Here is a 16,475-nt window from a genome sequence, read left to right on the forward strand (position 1 = left end):
GGAGGGCAGGCAAATGAAAACGCGACTGTTGGCCGTGGTGGGCCTGATGCTGTCGATGCCGGCGTGGGCGCAGGACGTGAAGATCGACATCAAGGAGTTCATGTTCGGCCCCAAGGACCTGACCGTGGCGGTGGGCACCAAAGTGACGTGGGTGAACGACGACCAGATCCCCCACACCGTGGCGGAAACCCACAAGGCGTTCCGCTCGGGGGCGCTGGACACCGATGACACGTTTTCCTGGGTGTTCGAGACGCCCGGCGAGTTCGACTACTTCTGCGTGCTGCACCCGCAGATGATCGGCAAGATCGTGGTGACCCAATGAGCACCCGCCCAAGCGTGCCCCGCACGGTGGCCTGCGGTGAAGGCGTGGCCCTGCGGGGCCACGCTTTTGCCTGGCTCGTTTCGCCCGGAGGGGGCCTGGTTTCACGTTGAAGCGGTTCGGTTTGCGGCCCGTTTCAACAGCCGCCGGCGCTGCTGTTTAAGCGACGCATCCGGTCATGGGTCAATGCCCACGATGCCTTGCGTCATGGCCTACGCGTGGGCCAGAATCCGCCGGCTTGTGCGGCTGGGGTGCGGGTTTTATCGTTTTCGGGTCACTGGGAAACAGTGATCGGGTTTGGTAGCCCGGATTAACTAGTCGCATTGCGTCACCCCCTCCAGACTCGCTGAAAGTCTGCGTTTTATGGTGGCCATGCGCAGGGCACCTTCGGGTGCGCCGGGTTCCTAGTTACCGGTCTACCAACCCGCGTATTGGCCGCCACCTTCGTTTGGTAGCGAGGGTGAAGGCTCCTTTCACCAATTAGGAGATTCACCATGATCAAACCAACACCCAATCCGCCCATCACCGATCCGGCATCCCCCTACGAATCCATCGATTCCAGAAAACTCAACGAAGCCGCCGAACGCGCCCTCGACCACTACCTCAACCCAGCCCCACCCATCATGGCCAGCGCCTGGGCCGCCGAACCCATGTACCTGCCCAACCCGGCCTACGACACCGAATCCCTGCTGGCCAACGCCAGCGAAAACCTCGGCGCCGCCTCCGAAATGCTCCACAACTTCGCCGCCGTGCTGGACGCCGGCCACCGCCGCACCGCGATCGGCATCGCGCAGTTGGTGATGCTGGGGGAAGTGGCGGTGGGGCAGGCGTTGGATAACGTCGAGCCGAGGGGGTAGGGCTGACGCGTTTTGCGATGACGGTGGGGCCTGCCTCTGATGGCTTGGGTTGCAGGCCCCTCTGTCCTACCATCGGCACATCGACAGAACGGAGGTTGATATGGACAGTGGTCAGGGCAAACGAATCATCGTCGTGGGCGCAGGCATCGTCGGCGCATCGCTGGCGTATCACTTGGCCCGGCACGGTGCGCAGGTCACCGTGGTCGAGGCCGAAGAGATCGCCTCGGGCGTGACCGGCCGCTCCTTCGCCTGGATCAACACCTCGCACCCCGAACCCGACCCGATTGCGCCACTGCGCAGGGCTGCCATCGAGGAATACCGCCGGCTCGAAACCCAGGTGCCGGACCTGAACATACGCTGGACGGGCGCCTTGTCTTACGGCACGGCGGCGGGCGACGCACCGCCGGCCAACCGGGTGACCCGTTCGCAGATCCTCGACCTTGAACCCAACCTCAAGAACCCGCCTCAATCCGCCGGGTACGCGGCGCAAGAAGGCGCGCTGGACGCCGTGGCCGCCTCGCACGCACTGATCGCGGGCGCCGAGGCACACGGAGCGAACATCCTCACCCAGACGCGCGTGCTCGGTTTCGTGACCCAGGCCGAAAGGGTGACCGCCGTCGAAACCACCCAAGGCACGCTTCACGCCGATGTCATCGTATTGGCCGCCGGCACAGCCACCGCGAAGCTGACAGAAAGGCTCGGCGCGCCCCTGCCCATCAACGCCTCGCCCGCCATTTTCATCCGCTACAGCGCACCGCCCAACCTCGTTCACACCCTCATCTCCAGCCCCGACATGGAAGTGCGGCAAAGCGCGGACGGCGCGCTGCTGGCGGCAGAGGATTACCTGGACGACACCGCACAAAACCAACCGGCAGCGATCGCCCGTCGAACGGCCCTGGCCATCCAGAATGCACTCCATGGGGCGGAGTCCCTTGAACCGGAGTGGGCCTGCATCGGCCTCAGGCCCATGCCGGCCGATGGCGTTCCCGTCATTGGTTATCTGCCCAATGTGGGCGGTGTTTATGTGTGCGCCATGCACCCTGGGGTTGTGTTGGCGGCGGTGGTGGGGCGGCTTGTCAGTGAGGAAATTGTGGGTGGGAGGGTGGCCGGTGAGCTTGGGCCTTGTCGGCCGGATCGGTTTTTCCGGGCTTAGTGGGGGGCTGGCAGGTCTCGGACAAATCCTAGAACCGGGACGGCGGCTCATTCCCCGCTTTGATCTGGGAAAAGACAGCGTCGGGATCCGCCTGGCACCAATACCTGAACAGCAGCGAAGGTTCGGCATCCGCAAAAAATTGACCGACAGTGCGCTCGGCCGGGACAACCCATTGAGGGGTGGGCCATTGCTGAGCAAAAACACCGATGGGTTTGCCGGATGAACAAATGATCCAGGTCGCCTGTTCGCCGCTGATGCCGGGAAGGTAGCCGATGCCTCGTATCGCTTCGAACAGGTCGCCCAGCGTGGCGGCGGGGTCGACCCTGATCGAAGTCCTGTGACTGTGCAGGTCATCCCCGGCATGCACGCTGTCTCGATCGAGGGTGATGACCTGCATGAGTGTTCCTTCTTCGCGTTTGGGGCTAACGCCCTTTCAAATCAGCCTGGACACCGAGCCCGCAGGCAATGTCCGAGCGGCCTCCATTGCCCTCAACTGTTCAACGATCCGGTCACGCTCGTCCTTTGGTGTCTCGCGGTCGTTGATGGCGTAGGGCTGGCTGTCGACCCAAACGCTGAGCTGCTCAAGCGCCGACGGCTCGCAAGGGCTGTGGTCAAGCTGCTTGAGCAGATACCCTGCCTGGCTCCACTTGGGCATCAGTTCGAGGAGCGCCAGGCGTCGGGAGGGTGACAGCGTTGCCCAAATCGTGTCGAGCTGATGGGTGAACGGCGAGCCGATGACGCTCCAAGGCTGAGTGCGTAAACCCAGGACGCCGGCCTCAAAAACGGCCCGGGCCGGTTCTGCGACCGCAGCGATCAGCCGCTCAGGGTTGCCTTCCCCTTCGAGCATCAACACGATCGAACGCACCGCGCCGCTGCTTTGGCTTAAGGCCGCGGTCTTCCAGTGTTCAGGAATGCGCATCTTCAGGTCCTGCGCCAACCCGAGGAGACCGAGCCAGCGAGCCTTTGTGGCAGGCAGCTCGCCCGCCAACTGGGCCTGCAGCATCTGCGACGGGTCGACGCCGTACTTTCCGGCGGCCCAGAGCGCAGTGGACCTGGCCGCCGGCGACGGATCTATCAAGAACGCTTCGATCAATTGGGTGCGGCCGGTCTGCAAGCGGATCGCTTCCAGGAACGACTGCCTCCTGAGGATGCTGCTCTTGCTGGCGAGCCCGAACGCGATGGCCCGCTGGGCCGACGCCGGCTCAAGCTCCATCGCCTTGCCGAGCGCCAACCGGCGCACGCTGAAATCGACGTGGTGAAGGCACGCCACCAGAAACGTCTCCCGCTCATCCTCAACCTTCGTCTGAACGAGCACGCGAAACAGCAACCGCGCGCACGAGCCTCGGCTGACGTCGAAACCTGCCGCGCAGAGCTCGACGCATTCCGGTGTTGCCAGCAATGCTTCAAGCTTGTTGAGCGTCGAACGGTGGTCGTCGCGATGGCGATGCTCAAGCGCCAGAATGGCGGGCATCTGAGCGACCAGCCAACCGGCATGCGGCGGCGTCAGGTAGTCTTCGAAAGCCTCGCGCGCGACTGCACGAACCTGAGGCACCCAGTCATTGAGCCGCACGATGATCGCCGCCAACCGTTCCGCCGACAGAGAAGACCTGACCACCCGCAGGCCGGTCTCCCGGTCGAACCCGCTCCACGAGGTGATGAGCGACCTCCAGTCACGGACGGGGGAGGGATCGGGTGGCGTGGCTGTGGTGACTGGGGTTGCGATGGCTGGGGCTGGGGCTGCATCTGCGGCTGTGTGGCGTAGGGTGTCTGCCGTGGCAGGTGTTTTGCCGATGAATCGTTGCAACCAACTTTTCCACATGAAGCTGAATATCCCTGAGTTTGAACGGTGGCGTGGGGGGTAGCATGCCTGTTCAGGGGGTGATTTGGAACGGCTCGCTGGAAACCATCGGGTCAGCCCTGCACTGAGTAGGATGAACTGGAAAAAACACATAAGGGCTTTGGTGGTAAGGCTAAATGGAACTTAGAAAAATGCTTGTCGGCCTCGTTTGTGTGGTCAGCTTCTCTGCTCAGGCAGTCGATTTTCCTATCAAAGAAGGGATGCCGTTTGTCAGTGCCAGAAAGGCGTTGATCAACAGTGGGTGGAAGCCGAACCCTACCTACGCGGGTGAGTTCGGGGTGGAGAGCGTCCTTGTGAGGAAGGGCTATTCGGAGATTGAGTCTTGTACGGAGGGGGTTAGGTATTGCAGCTTCAATTACATCAAGGATGGGGTTTGTCTTGGTGTGGGGGTTGTTGGGGAGGAGGTGAGAGGAATGAAGGTTTACTCATGGGCGTTCAAGTGTCCTGAGACGGAGTGAGAAAGGCCATCCCACAAGTCATTCCTTTTCTTCAAAGCGACTTTGGCGTCGGGCGCCTGGGGCTGTTGATCAGCGGCCGCTGTCGTTCCGGCCGGAAGGACTGCGTAATCCTCGCAACGCCTCTCGTAAGACCGTCTCCCTTCTTCCGGAGGGGCCGGTTTCAAGCTGAAACGATCCGGATTCTGGCCGGTTTAAACGGTCGGAATCGGCGCTGTTTAAGTGAAGCATTCAGACACCGGCCAATGCCCACGATGCCTTGCGCCATGGCCTACGGCTGAGCCAGAATCCGCCGGCTTGTGCGTCTGGGACGCTCCCCGTAACTTGATTTCCGTCACTGCCCATCAGTGATCGGGTCTGCAAGCCCGCCGGAAAACCAGTCGCACAGCCTAGCCAAAAAGGACGCTTTCCTGTGTCCGCTCAATGGCGGCTTTGTGCGGGAGACCTTCGGGTCTGCCGGGTGCCTGGTTTCCCGGTCTTGCAGACCCGCACACAGCTGCCACCCATCATCTGCAAGTGATGGCGGCCGCTCCGACCGGAAAACCAGGAGACTCGCCATGATCAAACCCACACCCAATCCGCCAGCCCTCGACCCGGCATCCCCCTACGAATCCATCGATTCCAGAAAACTCAACGAAGCCGCCGAACGCGCCCTCGACCACTACCTCAACCCAATCCCACCCATCATGGCCAGCGCCCACACCGCCGAACCCATGTACCTGCCCAACCCGGCCTACGACACCGAGTCCCTGCTGGCTAACGCCTGCGAAAACCTCGGTGCCGCCTCCGAAATGCTCAACAACTTTGCCGCCTTGCTGGATGCTGGCCATCGCAGAACCGCGATAGGGATTGCGCAGTTGGTGATGTTGGGGGAGGTGGCGGTGGGGCAGGCGTTGGATAATGTTGAGCCGAAGTAGTGAATACTGAGTAGCTCAATGGCTGGCTGATGATGTGTCGTTTTTGGGAGCTTGCAGTCACGTTGTTTGGCTGCAAGCTCCTTCGTTTTTGGTCGGCGCGATGCCGACCAGGATGACTGTTGTCGGTCAGGAGCGAGCAGTGGACTAAGCTCTAAGTGGCTGTTTGAAGGAAATTCGCAATAGGAGATTGCGGAATGAAGCCCTGCCGTGAGTTGCTGAAGATTATTGAGCCTGCCTATGCCCCTTGCGGCAATTTCCTCGGGGCCTGCAGTTCCCTTAGATGGGCGCCAGAGGAAGGTCACGTGCCGCGTGGTTTTCTTGGGGCTACTGGTACCGCTCGTGAGGTGCAATTGGTGCTGGTGTTTGCAGAACCGGGCAACCCCAATGAAACAGAAAAGCACCAGTCGATAGATACTGCGCTGGAATACACCTATCAATGTATGGCACATGGAACGGATCTGTTTCATAGAAATGTTCGCCACATTTTGAACCTGTGCTTTCCTAACGATTCATTCGATCGCCAGCTTCAAAAAACATGGATGACGGAATCACTTCTATGTTCTGCACCTAAGGAAGGTGATCAGGTCAGCGCATCTGCTTGGCGAACTTGCTCTATGTGCTATTTAAAGCCTCAACTGGATCTGTTATCTCAAGCTTTTGTGGTTGCGTTAGGCCATAAAGCTCAAGCGCGGCTCTCGTCCATCGGTATTCCTTTTTTTGCAGCCTTTGCGGCATCTCCACCTGGTTGCAATTTTAACGGAGCTCGCGATTCGTGGTGCAAAGCAGCTGTGGCCTTTCAAGCTTCTGTTTCTATTTACAGGAGTATCGAGCTATGAAAAGACTGACCAGCTCGGATTTGATTGAGTCGATGCTTGCCGAAATGATCCGTGTTTGGGGATAGAGGGTTTCGGGGGAGTGCTTGAGGCCTAAGCGTGGTTGTGAGCAAAGAGGACAGATCTATTCTCAAAAAATAGAGCTGTCCCCTTTTTTTCTTGGTGGTTTATAAGTGATTTTTAATAAAACAGTCAACTTTTTACCCTTTTTAGATGTAGCTACTAGGGCTTGGGCAGTGTCAGGGCACGCTTTGAGTTTAGTCATTATAGAGTCTGTAATAAGCTGAAAGTGCGATGTCGGTAATTTTGTAGTCAGATGTGTCTCGCTCAACATGGGCGAAGTTGAAGAGTATTGGCTTTTTTACATCCGTTGATGTGGCAATCTGGTGGAGGGGGTAGTCAATGTGCTCGTAGTTATTGTTGTTTATGTTTGCTTCAAGATCGTACTCCTCACCCATTTGACATTTGACTCGTACTAAGTGCCCGTTTCGCTCTAGAACTTCAACTATTTCAAGCCCACTCTCATTTGATGGGCCTAGCCATTCAGTTTCTAACTCTTTCATGAGCTCTCTTCGACTCATTTTTTTACTAATGGCCTGAACTAGTTCGTGCGTTGTTATCTTGTACTCTTCATCTCTATCTAGCTTTTGTAATAGATTTTTGACTAAGCTGTTTATGTCTTCTTTTTTTACCTCTTTGCCATTGAAATGATGAGCAAGCAAGCTTGTTGCAAGAAACGTTGGTCCGGTTCCATTCCCGCCCCAAAAAAAACCGCCCTGATTAGGGAAAAGATCGCGCCGCATTTCCAGTAAATGAGCAGATGCCCCCCGTTGAGTACATATGACTATGTGAACATTCTCGATGACTTTGAAGTGATATAGAAAATCTGGCTTTTCGTCGTAGTATAAAGTTGGTGTGGCGTATATCTTAAACTGCTTTCTCATATGGTTAATGTTTTTTGCTGTGGTAGTGCTCAGGATTCCTAGTTTAATTCTTTTTGATATGATGTTTTGTTTGATGTTCTTAAAATTTGAGTAATCTCGGGATTTGGTTATTTTGAATCTGTAAAACTTCCCGCATTTGCTTTCGTAAAATGTATTGGCTATTTCAGATGCTGAAAAGAAATAATAAATGTGCTCTCCGTCTTCTCCATGAGTATGGATGAAGCAAAAAAATTCATTTCGTGCCTCGCCATCATCAAGGACATACGTTTTTTCAATTTGTACCATGTTTCTTTTTTCAAAGTATTTTGCTTGTATGATTCCTAGTGTTTCTATGCCCTTCGTTCGATCTCGTAGTTCGCGCAGTGTTTCAGCTGTGTTCTGTACTAAAAAGTCAGCCCCGTCAACATCTACAGGTCTTTTTAGTATCCAGAAATCATTAGCTAGAAATCCTTGGGTAAGAATTTCGCCTTTCTCACGATTTTCTTGTCGCTTTGACAATGTACTCATGGTTGTTAGCCTTTCGTAAAAGAGGGGAAGGATCTATTTTTAATAAATCTTTCCCCTTTACTTTCAAAATCGCAGTCAATCAACTAATTAAAACGATTCAACAGGCTTCTTAGCCTCAGCCATAATCTTATTCGCCTCTAAACGCGGAAACGTAAACCGAATAATCATCCCTGAATCCGCACCTTGCCCTGCCATCACCAACTCAGCGGACCGAATATTTTCTGGCGCAGCAGCCAACGCACTCACAGCATTGGTTTGCCCTTTGGCGTTCAACCCTTCAAGGAAGGTGTAGGTCAGATTCCCAGACGCCAGACCGACCTGTTCAAAATTGGAAATTTTCGTCGTCAGCTCTTCAGAGCTTCTCGACTTTCTCGCGGTATCAAACATATCCAGGATGGATTTTTCATCGCTCATGGATACCAGCGTGAATGATTTGGAAAGCCCCGCGATGGCTTTGACGTACAAGTTCTGATCAAACGGGCTGATGAGTGAAACCATCATCAGCTTGTCCCCGGAAAAGATCAGCGCGACGGTGAATTTCTCTTCCAGGAAATCCACATCGTCGATGCACCTCGCGGTCCCGCCGACATCCTGAGAGCAGTCGTAGTAACCGGCAGCTTCGGTGAATTTTGCGAGTGGGGTCTGGTAGACGTAGTTCTTGAACAGTTTTTCTTCGGCGAAAGCCCCTTGGGCGGAGGCAAGCAGGGTGCCGGCGACGAGAATGGATGACGCGACTTTCTTCAGCATGGGATCCCTTCCTCTGATTGATAGCTAGATGCTATCAGTCCATTTCATGGTTGTCTTGCTCAACCCCACACTTGATGATGTTGCATTTGTGCCGGTCATTGAGACTAGCTGGTCACTCCTGAATGGCCTCCGTTCTATAGATCCTCAATGATCGCCTTTGGCCGAACGCAGACGCTCCCCAAATCAAAAAGAACTCTCCCGGCACCCACCCCATCTATCCCCCAACCTCAAACCCCCCACCCCCCAACCGCTCCCCATTCACCATCACCTCCACCCCATGCCACCCCGCATAATGCTTGCGCGTCGTAAAATCCTTGATCTGCTGCCGCCGCACCACCTCAACCTCCCCAAACCCCGCCAAATCCAGCCCCTTCAACTTGAACACCTTGCGCGATGTCCCGCCGTTCGCCTTCACGTAGTCGATCGCGTAATCGATCACCAACCGCTGCGCCTCGGGCACGGTGGACTTCACGGTGAAGGACAGTGTGATCGTGTCCCCCAGCCGCACCACCGCCGGTTCCACTTTCAAGTCCAGCAACTCGACCTCGGCTTTCGCGCCGGCGCCGATGAGGCTCAGGGCGCGGGGGTTGCCTTGTTTGATCAGGTTGCGCAGGGCGTGTTTGGCGATCCAGGCGGTGTGTTTGTTGTCCAGCGACCAGCCTTCGACGGTGTCGAGCACCCAGTGCGGGTGTTCCTTGGTGATGTCGTTGAGGTGGTTGGCCACGGATTTGCGCACGTAGAGGCTGTCGTCGGCCTTGAGCCGGTCGAGGATGCCGGCCGCCAGTTGCGGGTCGGCCTGCACCGGTTCGAGGCGGAACGACCAGGGCAGGCGCGGGCGGCTGCCTTCGCTGGCGAGGCGGCGGACGTGGTGGTTGTCGTCGCGGGCCCAGTCGTGCATGCGTTCGAGGGTGCGGGACAGGTCGCTGCGCAGGAAGTGGCGGATGGCGAATTCGGAGGAGCCGAACGCGGTGAAGTAGTGGAGCGCGTCCAGCGAGGTGTCGAACGCGTGGCCGCCGTAAGTGGCGACGTAGTGCGGCAGGGTCATGCTGACGAAGGCGCTGTTGAGCCGGGGCGCGAGGTCGCGCAGGACGGCGAGCGAGTCTTCGTAGCTCAGCGGCAGCACGGCGTGCAGGCATTCGCTGACGCGGGCCATGCGTTGCATCACCGAGAGCTCGGCGAGGCCGTCGTTGGCCTGCTTGAGGAAGGCCTTGGCCTTGAACGCCGGGTACACGGCGCTCATCTCGTCGGCGATGTGCCGCAGGCGTTCGGCGTTGAAGATTTCCTTGAGCGCCGGGGCGGCGGTGGCGGGGGCGCTCATGGTCAGTTCATCGGCGTGCGGGCGAAGGCGTCGAGGCCTTCGGCGTACGCGGTGTAGTGGGCGATGTGGGGGAAGCGGGCGGCGTCGATCTGGTCGGGGACGACCAGGCCGGTGAAGCTCCAGGCGACGGCCAGGGTGATGCCGTCCTGCATCAGTGCGCCGTCGGTGGGCAGCGGTTGCCGTTGCAGTTCGAGCTCAAGGGCGGTGAAGGCGGCGGCAAGTTGGCCTTCGACCCGCTCGACCCACGGTTGGTACTGAATTTGTGCCGGGCGCAGGTTGCGCTCGTAATAGAGCTGCACGGCTTTTTCGCATGCGGCCAGGCCCAGGCCGATGAGGTGCAGGGCACGCACGCGCGCGGCGGGGTGGGTGGGCAGCAGGGATTTGCCGGAAAGGGTTTCGAGGTAGTCGATGATCAGGGTCGAGTCGATCAGCGTCTGGCCGTCGTCGAGGATCAGGGTAGGGGCCTTGACCACCGGGTTGATCTGCTGGAAGCGCTCGAAATGGCGGAACACCGACACCGGTTCGTGCGCAAGCTCGATGCCCAGGCATTGGGCGGAGATGGCCACGCGGCGCACGTAGGGTGAGTCGAGCATTCCGATCAGTTTCATGTGCAGCTCCCTGAGTGTTTGTTATGGGGGTCGAATGTAGCGGTTCGGTCTGGCGGTTGACTACACCCGCACGCCGTAACGGGGATGAAATACCCGAAAATAAAGGGCCTTACCGACCTTGCCGGGGGTGGTTCCGGTTCTATAGTCAAAGTGCCAGCATCGACCAGGGATGGCAAAGGTAGACGAGTTCAGGTTCTCTGATTGAGTGCTCGTTGGCGTCCCCTCCCTTGCAGTCCATGAACCTCTGGGTCGTTGAGGCACCGGTCTGCGCACGTCTGACTTGGCAGATCATCCCTTGGATGCATGAATGAGGCGGATCGCATGAAGTGTTTCAAACCTTTGATTGTGTGTCTGGTAGGCGTGGGGTTGGTCGGGTGTGGCAGTTCGAAGCCGGAAAAGGGCGTCGTGGCTGAAAACTGGTCGACCAATACAGAGCAATTGGGGATCAAGGCGATTTACCCGCCCCGTGCGCAGTTTGAAGTGGGGGATGTTTTCATCGCCCGTGCGGTGAAGGCGGGCCACAAAATCAAAACGGCCGATTACGTGCTGGGTTCGGTGCGGATCGATCACATCGACTTGAGCGAAGAGCTTTACCAGTCCGCGCCGACGGTGATGTTTGAGTCGACGGACACTTACGAGGACGGCAGCGGCACGTCAGTCCAGACGCGCAAAGTGCTGCCGCTGAAGGTCCGCGAGAGAGTGATCAACAGTCAGGTGGCCTTTCCCGGTTTCACCTTTGCTTCCTTGGCCGAGAGCGATGTGGGCGTGAACGTGACCAGCAGTGCGATTGGCGCATTGCTCGGTTTTGGTCGCCGCTCCCAGTACAGCGTGTCCTACTCGGTGCCGGCGGCGGAAACCTACGGAGTCACTTATTTGCTGGCCAAGCGTCGTTTTGAGAGTTTGGCGCCGACGCGTTACAGCTTGACGGACCATCGAATGATGCGTGAGGCCGCCGAGGATCTGCAGGCGACTCAGTCCCGTTTTTCGGATGGTTCCGCGCCTGTGTTGGTGTTGGTCACGGATGTCTATCTGACGCGGGCCATCGATGTCATTGTCTCCTCGGAGGAAGGGATGAGCGCCTCGTTCTCGGCGCTGACCTTGGCCATGGTGGACCTGAGCGACAAGAAGAAAGCGCTGGAGGCGCAACTGATCAAGCTTCGTCGCCCTCCTGAGGGCTCGACGCCGCCTGCGCCCGCTGGCGGGGGCGATGGGGCGGGCAAGGTGCAGACAAAGGAAGATGCGGTCACCAAGGCCAAAGATCCGGCCAAACCGGATCAGCCCGAGCCCGAGCCCGAGCCAAAAGCCAAAGTCGCGGCTGCGCCCGCCGTCCCGGCGGATCGGCAGGCTGAAATAGACAAAGTGGAGGATGAACTGGTGCAAGTGAATGCGCAGTTGCGCCAACAAGTGAACAAGGTGGCGCCGGACCTGCCGGGGGTAACGGGCTCGGTGGTCAAGTCCTCTGCGCTGGGCCTGACCTTGCGTCAGGCGTTTGCGCGTCCCGTCGCCATTGGTTATCGAGGCATTCACTACAGCGTTGGGTCGCTGCAGGACTCCCAGACGGTGGCGGATGCGTCAGGCGGTTTTAAGCCGGCCCCGGGGACGAATGCCGTCCCTCTGTTTAAAAAAATGGAGGTGAGGCCGTTCCCTTTCCCTTTTCTCGAGGAACTGATATCGCCCGCCACTAAGCCCTGACGGGCCGTGGCTCAGCACCACGGTTTGACTCGCCAAGCACTGCCGGTGCGCAGTTTTCCGGCAGTGCTCAATCCTCGAATCCCACCTGCTCCTGCATCTCCTCCACCTTCAACCCCAACCGGTACGCCAGCGCAATGAACAACGCCTGGCACAGGCACAACGTCGCGCTCAACGAGCGAAACGCGAACGAGCGCCCCTCATTGACCAGCAGCACCGCGCCGGCGCCCTTGGTCAGCGGCGAGAGGTGGCTGTCGGTGATGACCAGGGTGTTGGCCTGCTGCTGCCGGGCCAGGCGCAGGCAGTGCTGGGTTTCCTTGGCGTAGGGGGTGTAGCTGATGGCGACCACCAGGTCGTTGGCGCGCACGCTGCGCATCTGCTCGCGGTAGCTGCCGCCCAGGCCGGAGATGAGCTGGATGCGCTTTTGGGTGTGGCGCAGGTTGTAGGCCAGGTAGTCGGCCGCCGCGAAGGAGCGGCGCACGCCGATCACATGGATGTGGTCGGCGCCGGCCAGCAGGTCCACGGCCTTTTCGAAGGCGGCGTCGTCCAGTTCCAGGCCCAGCCGTTCGATGCCGGAGAGGGTGGCGGCGATGCACTCGCGGGCGAGGTCGCCGTCGCTGGTGGCCTGGGACTTGTCGGCGATCAGCGTGCGGATGCGTTTCTGGTGGCTCTGCGCCGGTGTGGTCTTGTGGGTGTAGGCCTCGCGGAACAGCGCCTGCATCTCGCTGAAGCCGCTGAACCCGAAGCGCTGGCAGAAGCGCACGATGGCCGACGGGTGCACTTCGCATTCATGGGCGATGTCGCTGATGCGGTCGAGCATGATCCGCTCGCTCTGCTGGCTCATGTAGCGGGCGATGCGCTTGAGCTGGCGCGGCAGGGATTCGTGTTCGTCGGTGATCCGCTGCAGCAGGCGCTCGGCGTTGACCGGCTGATCGGTGGGCGGCATGGGCAATCCTTCTGACTGTTCTTTTCAGGCGCACGGCCCTTGAGAATAGCCAGTCCGGGCGCCGATTTGTGAAGCCCGAACGCAGGCTTTCACGGCTGAAACGATGCACTGCGCCTGCCTGCGCGCTCACGGGTGGGTGCGACAAAGCGCCACGCCCGATCGCCGTTTGTCTTCTATATACAGCCGCTCGACCGAATTTCTTGCTATAAACGCACTCCGATGGCCGCTGCGGACCCCGTCTGCGGGCGGTTTCCGGGCTTTGTCGGACAAATTCCCTGTATTTCCAGTTGCTGAGGCCTCAATCGGGCCTTAGACTGCCGCCCCTTCGTAAATTGAGTGCCGGGTGGCGTTTGCAATAAACGATGCCTTTCCGATGACCGCAGGCGGTTCGCCGGAACGCTCCCTAATTCGCCTTAATGCACGTTTTTTATTAGAGATATCAATGACAAAGGACAAGTTGCTGGCCATGCCGGCAGATGACTACATGAATGCCGAGCAGCACGCTTTCTTCACTGAGCTGCTGCAGAACATGAAAGTCGAAACCCACGAGCGCATTGAGCAGAACCGTATTGCCATCGAAAGCCTGGACACCCCGGCTGACCCGGCGGACGCCGCTTCGGTGGAAGAAGAGCGCACCTGGCTGGTGAACGCGATCGACCGCGACCAGCGCATGCTGCCGCAACTGGAACAAGCCCTTGAGCGCATCAAGGAAGACAGCTTTGGCTGGTGCGACGACAGCGGCGAGCCGATCGGCCTGAAACGCCTGCTGATCAGCCCGACCACCAAATACTGCATCGAAGCCCAAGAGCGTCACGAGCAGATCGACAAGCACCAGCGTCAGGCCTGATTGCGCCGACGCGGTCATCGCGGGCAAGTCCGCTTCCACAAGGTTTACGGTGATGTCCGGACCTTTGTGGGAGCGGGCTTGCCCGCGAAGCGTTTTGCCGCCTGTAACAAACCCGCCGTTCCATTGACCTGCCACAGACCCCACGACTAACGGACCATAGATAATGGCGTTGTAGTGGCGTTTAATGCAGCCACAACAATGAGAACACGCGTGGGGTTACGAAATGACGAGAGAAGGATCTCTGGTTGAGGCTCTGCCTGCACCAGTTGTTTTGCCGAAAAACCGCTGGCTGTCGCCGACGCTGCAAAGCATCGCCCTGATGCTGTTGCTGGCGGGCATGGCGCTGGGGGGCTGGCCGCTGTACGCGGGCATGCCGCTGGCGGTGCTGATTGTCTGGCTGCCGCGCCTGCGTTCCCGCGCCACCCCTGAGGCCCGGCCTGTCGAGACCGGCAGCGCGATGGCCGAGCTCACCCGCGACCTTTCCTACACCACCAGCCATAACGCACTGTCCGCCGCCGGCGTGGCGTTCTCGGTCAAGGCCCTGGCCGGCAAGCTGCAATCCCAGCTCGACGCGGCGCAGCAGATCGTCAGCAACGCCGAGGTGATGATCGCCACCGAACAGGCCACTTCGCAGCTCAGCCGGCAAGCGCTGGGTGCCGCCAGCGAGGCGCACCACAGCAGCGCCGCGGGGCGCACCGTGCTGGTCGACTCCATTTCGCGCATGCATCAGCTCAGCCAGCGCGCCAACGACAGCCGCGAGCTGATCGAAGCCCTGAGCCAGCGCAGCGACGACATTCAGCGCGTCACGCTGGTGATCCAGTCCATCGCCAGCCAGACCAACCTGCTGGCGCTCAACGCCGCCATCGAGGCGGCCCGCGCCGGCGAGCACGGACGCGGTTTCGCGGTGGTGGCGGACGAGGTGCGCGGCCTGGCGGCGCGCACGGCGTCGGCCACCGACGAGGTCGGCGAAATGGTGGCCGACATCCAGCAACGTACCGCGCAGGTGGTGGAGCAAATCCGCCAGCTCTCCGATGACCTGCGCACGGGCGTGGAGCAGGTCGAACACACCGGCCAGCACCTGGAAAACATCGCGCGGCTGGCGGCCGGGGTGGAAACCCAGGTGGGCGAGATCGCCCAGGGCGCCGAGACCAACCGCGGGCAACTCGACAGCCTGTTCGCCGCCATCGAGCAGATGCGCGCCGACCTGGCCATCAGCGACGAGCAGACCCGCCGACTCGCCGACGCCGCCGTGCAGATGGAAGGCCAGGCCGAGACCATCAGCGAACGGTTGGCCGAAGTCGGGCTGGACGACTATCACCAGCGCATCTACGACCTGGCCCGCGAAGGGGCCGCGCAGATCGCTGCGCGCTTCGAGGCCGACGTCGAACAGGGGCGGATCAGCCTCGACGACCTGTTCGACCGTCACTATCAGCCGATCCCCGGCACGCGGCCCGAGAAGTATCAGACCCGGTTCGACCGCTACACCGACCAGGTGCTGCCGGCGATCCAGGAACCCTTGCTGCCGCGCCATGAGGGCCTGGTGTTCGCCATCGCCTGCACCCAGCAGGGCTACGTGCCGACCCACAATCAGGTGTTCAGCCAACCGCTGACCGGCGACGTGCAGGTCGACACCGTCAATAACCGCACCAAACGCAAGTTTGCCGACCGCACCGGCATCCGTTGCGGCAGCCATCAGCAGCCGGTCTTGCTGCAGACCTACACCCGCGACACCGGTGAGCTGATGCACGATCTGTCGGTGCCGATCATGGTCAAGGGTCGTCATTGGGGCGGGTTGCGCCTGGGCTACAAACCCGAGAACCCGCGCTGAGCATTGTTGCTGCACCTGCAACGAAGCTGTGCACCTTGACGGCTGTATCCTCTCGGGCGGAGCCATTAACATGCCTATATTGTTAGGTTGCTAATGAGTTTGGGAGGTCAACATGCGATGCAGGGTCGATGTGGCAGCGGTGATCGGCAGCGCGGTGCCCGCCGGCTTGCGCGCGCAGGGGCAGCGTGTGTGCTGGGTGGTGCTGCTCGACGGCGAGCCCCGCGGAACGGCGTTCGCCAGCCGTGACGAAGCGGAGGAGTGCAAGGCTGCCTGGCTGGCGCAACTGGACGCCTGACCTGAAGGCAGCCTGCACGGATGGCGGCTACAGACCGGCCTGCGGGCGCAGGGCCTGCGTTTCCATTGCGCGGGCGAGGGCGCAGGCCTGATTGTGATCCCTGCGGAAACCTCTTACATGGCCCGTCGAAGTTTCCTTGATATGAAAGAACCCGGTTCCGGCGGGCACCACGCGATAGAGCGGCCCGTGCGGCGCGGGTTCATCTGCCGGCAGGCCTTGCCCGTCCAAGGTTGGCGAGAACAGCAGCGCATCGGGGCGGGATTGCGCGGGGAGGGCGAAGTGGGTCAGTGTGCACATGTGAAGTCCTTTTCATGGTCGGATCGGCGTTGGTTTGCCGTTGCGGGTAGTCGTATC

Annotated in this window: 19 protein-coding genes; 10 read left to right on the forward strand and 9 right to left on the reverse strand. The window is 59.6% G+C overall.

The window, feature by feature from the left end; all coding sequences use genetic code 11:
- Nucleotides 1-13 precede the first annotated feature (13 nt).
- From ACIP0B_RS01750 to ACIP0B_RS01760, 3 genes are all read left to right on the forward strand, one after another.
- Complete coding sequence (locus ACIP0B_RS01750) at nucleotides 14-322, forward strand: cupredoxin family copper-binding protein (RefSeq protein WP_400829303.1); 309 nt, start codon at nucleotides 14-16, stop codon at nucleotides 320-322.
- A gap of 491 nt (nucleotides 323-813) precedes the next feature.
- Entirely contained in the window at nucleotides 814-1,176 is a 363-nt protein-coding gene (locus ACIP0B_RS01755) for a DUF6124 family protein (RefSeq protein WP_400829305.1), read from the forward strand.
- A gap of 79 nt (nucleotides 1,177-1,255) precedes the next feature.
- Nucleotides 1,256-2,329 carry an NAD(P)/FAD-dependent oxidoreductase gene (locus tag ACIP0B_RS01760; RefSeq protein ID WP_400829353.1) on the forward strand — a complete coding sequence of 358 codons (1,074 nt, stop codon included), beginning with the start codon at nucleotides 1,256-1,258 and terminating at the stop codon, nucleotides 2,327-2,329.
- Between the two features lie 28 nt (nucleotides 2,330-2,357).
- On the opposite strand, the gene ACIP0B_RS01765 is transcribed toward ACIP0B_RS01760, so the two are convergent.
- Together ACIP0B_RS01765 and ACIP0B_RS01770 are read right to left on the reverse strand one after the other, a co-directional pair.
- Entirely contained in the window at nucleotides 2,358-2,726 is a 369-nt protein-coding gene (locus ACIP0B_RS01765; RefSeq protein WP_400829307.1) for a hypothetical protein, read from the reverse strand.
- A gap of 36 nt (nucleotides 2,727-2,762) precedes the next feature.
- Nucleotides 2,763-4,133 carry a hypothetical protein gene (locus ACIP0B_RS01770; protein WP_400829309.1) on the reverse strand — a complete coding sequence of 457 codons (1,371 nt, stop codon included), beginning with the start codon at nucleotides 4,131-4,133 and terminating at the stop codon, nucleotides 2,763-2,765.
- Nucleotides 4,134-4,303: 170 nt separating this feature from the next.
- On the opposite strand from ACIP0B_RS01770, the gene ACIP0B_RS01775 reads away from it, so the two are divergent.
- The 3 genes from ACIP0B_RS01775 (at nucleotide 4,304) to ACIP0B_RS01785 (ending at nucleotide 6,395) form a co-directional block, all read left to right on the forward strand.
- Nucleotides 4,304-4,645, forward strand: coding sequence for a hypothetical protein (locus ACIP0B_RS01775; RefSeq protein ID WP_400829311.1), 342 nt, complete (start codon nucleotides 4,304-4,306; stop codon nucleotides 4,643-4,645).
- A 554-nt stretch (nucleotides 4,646-5,199) separates the two neighbouring features.
- The gene (locus ACIP0B_RS01780) at nucleotides 5,200-5,559 is read left to right on the forward strand and encodes a DUF6124 family protein (protein ID WP_400829313.1); all 360 of its coding nucleotides are present in this window, start codon (nucleotides 5,200-5,202) and stop codon (nucleotides 5,557-5,559) included.
- A gap of 194 nt (nucleotides 5,560-5,753) precedes the next feature.
- Entirely contained in the window at nucleotides 5,754-6,395 is a 642-nt protein-coding gene (locus ACIP0B_RS01785; protein ID WP_400829315.1) for a hypothetical protein, read from the forward strand.
- 127 nt (nucleotides 6,396-6,522) lie between these two features.
- On the opposite strand, the gene ACIP0B_RS01790 is transcribed toward ACIP0B_RS01785, so the two are convergent.
- From ACIP0B_RS01790 to ACIP0B_RS01810, 5 genes are all read right to left on the reverse strand, one after another.
- Entirely contained in the window at nucleotides 6,523-6,657 is a 135-nt protein-coding gene (locus ACIP0B_RS01790; RefSeq protein ID WP_400829317.1) for a hypothetical protein, read from the reverse strand.
- Nucleotides 6,650-7,843 (reverse strand): DUF6166 domain-containing protein, encoded by a 1,194-nt coding sequence (locus tag ACIP0B_RS01795; protein WP_400829319.1) that lies wholly within the window; start codon nucleotides 7,841-7,843, stop codon nucleotides 6,650-6,652. Before ACIP0B_RS01795 ends, ACIP0B_RS01790 begins: the two co-directional genes overlap by 8 nt.
- An 87-nt stretch (nucleotides 7,844-7,930) precedes the next feature.
- Entirely contained in the window at nucleotides 7,931-8,590 is a 660-nt protein-coding gene (locus ACIP0B_RS01800; RefSeq protein ID WP_400829321.1) for a hypothetical protein, read from the reverse strand.
- Nucleotides 8,591-8,804: 214 nt separating this feature from the next.
- The gene (locus ACIP0B_RS01805; RefSeq protein WP_400829323.1) at nucleotides 8,805-9,908 is read right to left on the reverse strand and encodes a DNA alkylation repair protein; all 1,104 of its coding nucleotides are present in this window, start codon (nucleotides 9,906-9,908) and stop codon (nucleotides 8,805-8,807) included.
- Nucleotides 9,909-9,910: 2 nt separating this feature from the next.
- On the reverse strand, nucleotides 9,911-10,516 hold the full coding sequence (locus tag ACIP0B_RS01810) for a glutathione S-transferase (RefSeq protein ID WP_400829325.1): 606 nt from the start codon (nucleotides 10,514-10,516) through the stop codon (nucleotides 9,911-9,913).
- Between the two features lie 321 nt (nucleotides 10,517-10,837).
- On the opposite strand from ACIP0B_RS01810, the gene ACIP0B_RS01815 reads away from it, so the two are divergent.
- Nucleotides 10,838-12,208 carry a hypothetical protein gene (locus ACIP0B_RS01815; protein WP_400829327.1) on the forward strand — a complete coding sequence of 457 codons (1,371 nt, stop codon included), beginning with the start codon at nucleotides 10,838-10,840 and terminating at the stop codon, nucleotides 12,206-12,208.
- Nucleotides 12,209-12,275: 67 nt separating this feature from the next.
- Here ACIP0B_RS01815 and ACIP0B_RS01820 read toward each other — a convergent pair whose 3' ends face one another.
- On the reverse strand, nucleotides 12,276-13,151 hold the full coding sequence (locus ACIP0B_RS01820; RefSeq protein ID WP_400829328.1) for a MurR/RpiR family transcriptional regulator: 876 nt from the start codon (nucleotides 13,149-13,151) through the stop codon (nucleotides 12,276-12,278).
- Nucleotides 13,152-13,593: 442 nt separating this feature from the next.
- Between ACIP0B_RS01820 and ACIP0B_RS01825 the strand changes: the two genes are divergently transcribed.
- The 3 genes from ACIP0B_RS01825 (at nucleotide 13,594) to ACIP0B_RS01835 (ending at nucleotide 16,121) form a co-directional block, all read left to right on the forward strand.
- Nucleotides 13,594-13,998 carry a TraR/DksA family transcriptional regulator gene (locus ACIP0B_RS01825; protein ID WP_065260998.1) on the forward strand — a complete coding sequence of 135 codons (405 nt, stop codon included), beginning with the start codon at nucleotides 13,594-13,596 and terminating at the stop codon, nucleotides 13,996-13,998.
- 604 nt (nucleotides 13,999-14,602) lie between these two features.
- On the forward strand, nucleotides 14,603-15,826 hold the full coding sequence (locus tag ACIP0B_RS01830; RefSeq protein ID WP_400829355.1) for a methyl-accepting chemotaxis protein: 1,224 nt from the start codon (nucleotides 14,603-14,605) through the stop codon (nucleotides 15,824-15,826).
- 112 nt (nucleotides 15,827-15,938) lie between these two features.
- Nucleotides 15,939-16,121 (forward strand): hypothetical protein, encoded by a 183-nt coding sequence (locus ACIP0B_RS01835; protein WP_400829331.1) that lies wholly within the window; start codon nucleotides 15,939-15,941, stop codon nucleotides 16,119-16,121.
- Nucleotides 16,122-16,148: 27 nt separating this feature from the next.
- Here ACIP0B_RS01835 and ACIP0B_RS01840 read toward each other — a convergent pair whose 3' ends face one another.
- Nucleotides 16,149-16,418 carry a hypothetical protein gene (locus tag ACIP0B_RS01840; RefSeq protein ID WP_400829333.1) on the reverse strand — a complete coding sequence of 90 codons (270 nt, stop codon included), beginning with the start codon at nucleotides 16,416-16,418 and terminating at the stop codon, nucleotides 16,149-16,151.
- Nucleotides 16,419-16,475: the final 57 nt, after the last annotated feature.

This window comes from Pseudomonas sp. NPDC089534 (assembly GCF_044749305.1).
GTDB lineage: Bacteria > Pseudomonadota > Gammaproteobacteria > Pseudomonadales > Pseudomonadaceae > Aquipseudomonas > Aquipseudomonas ekonensis.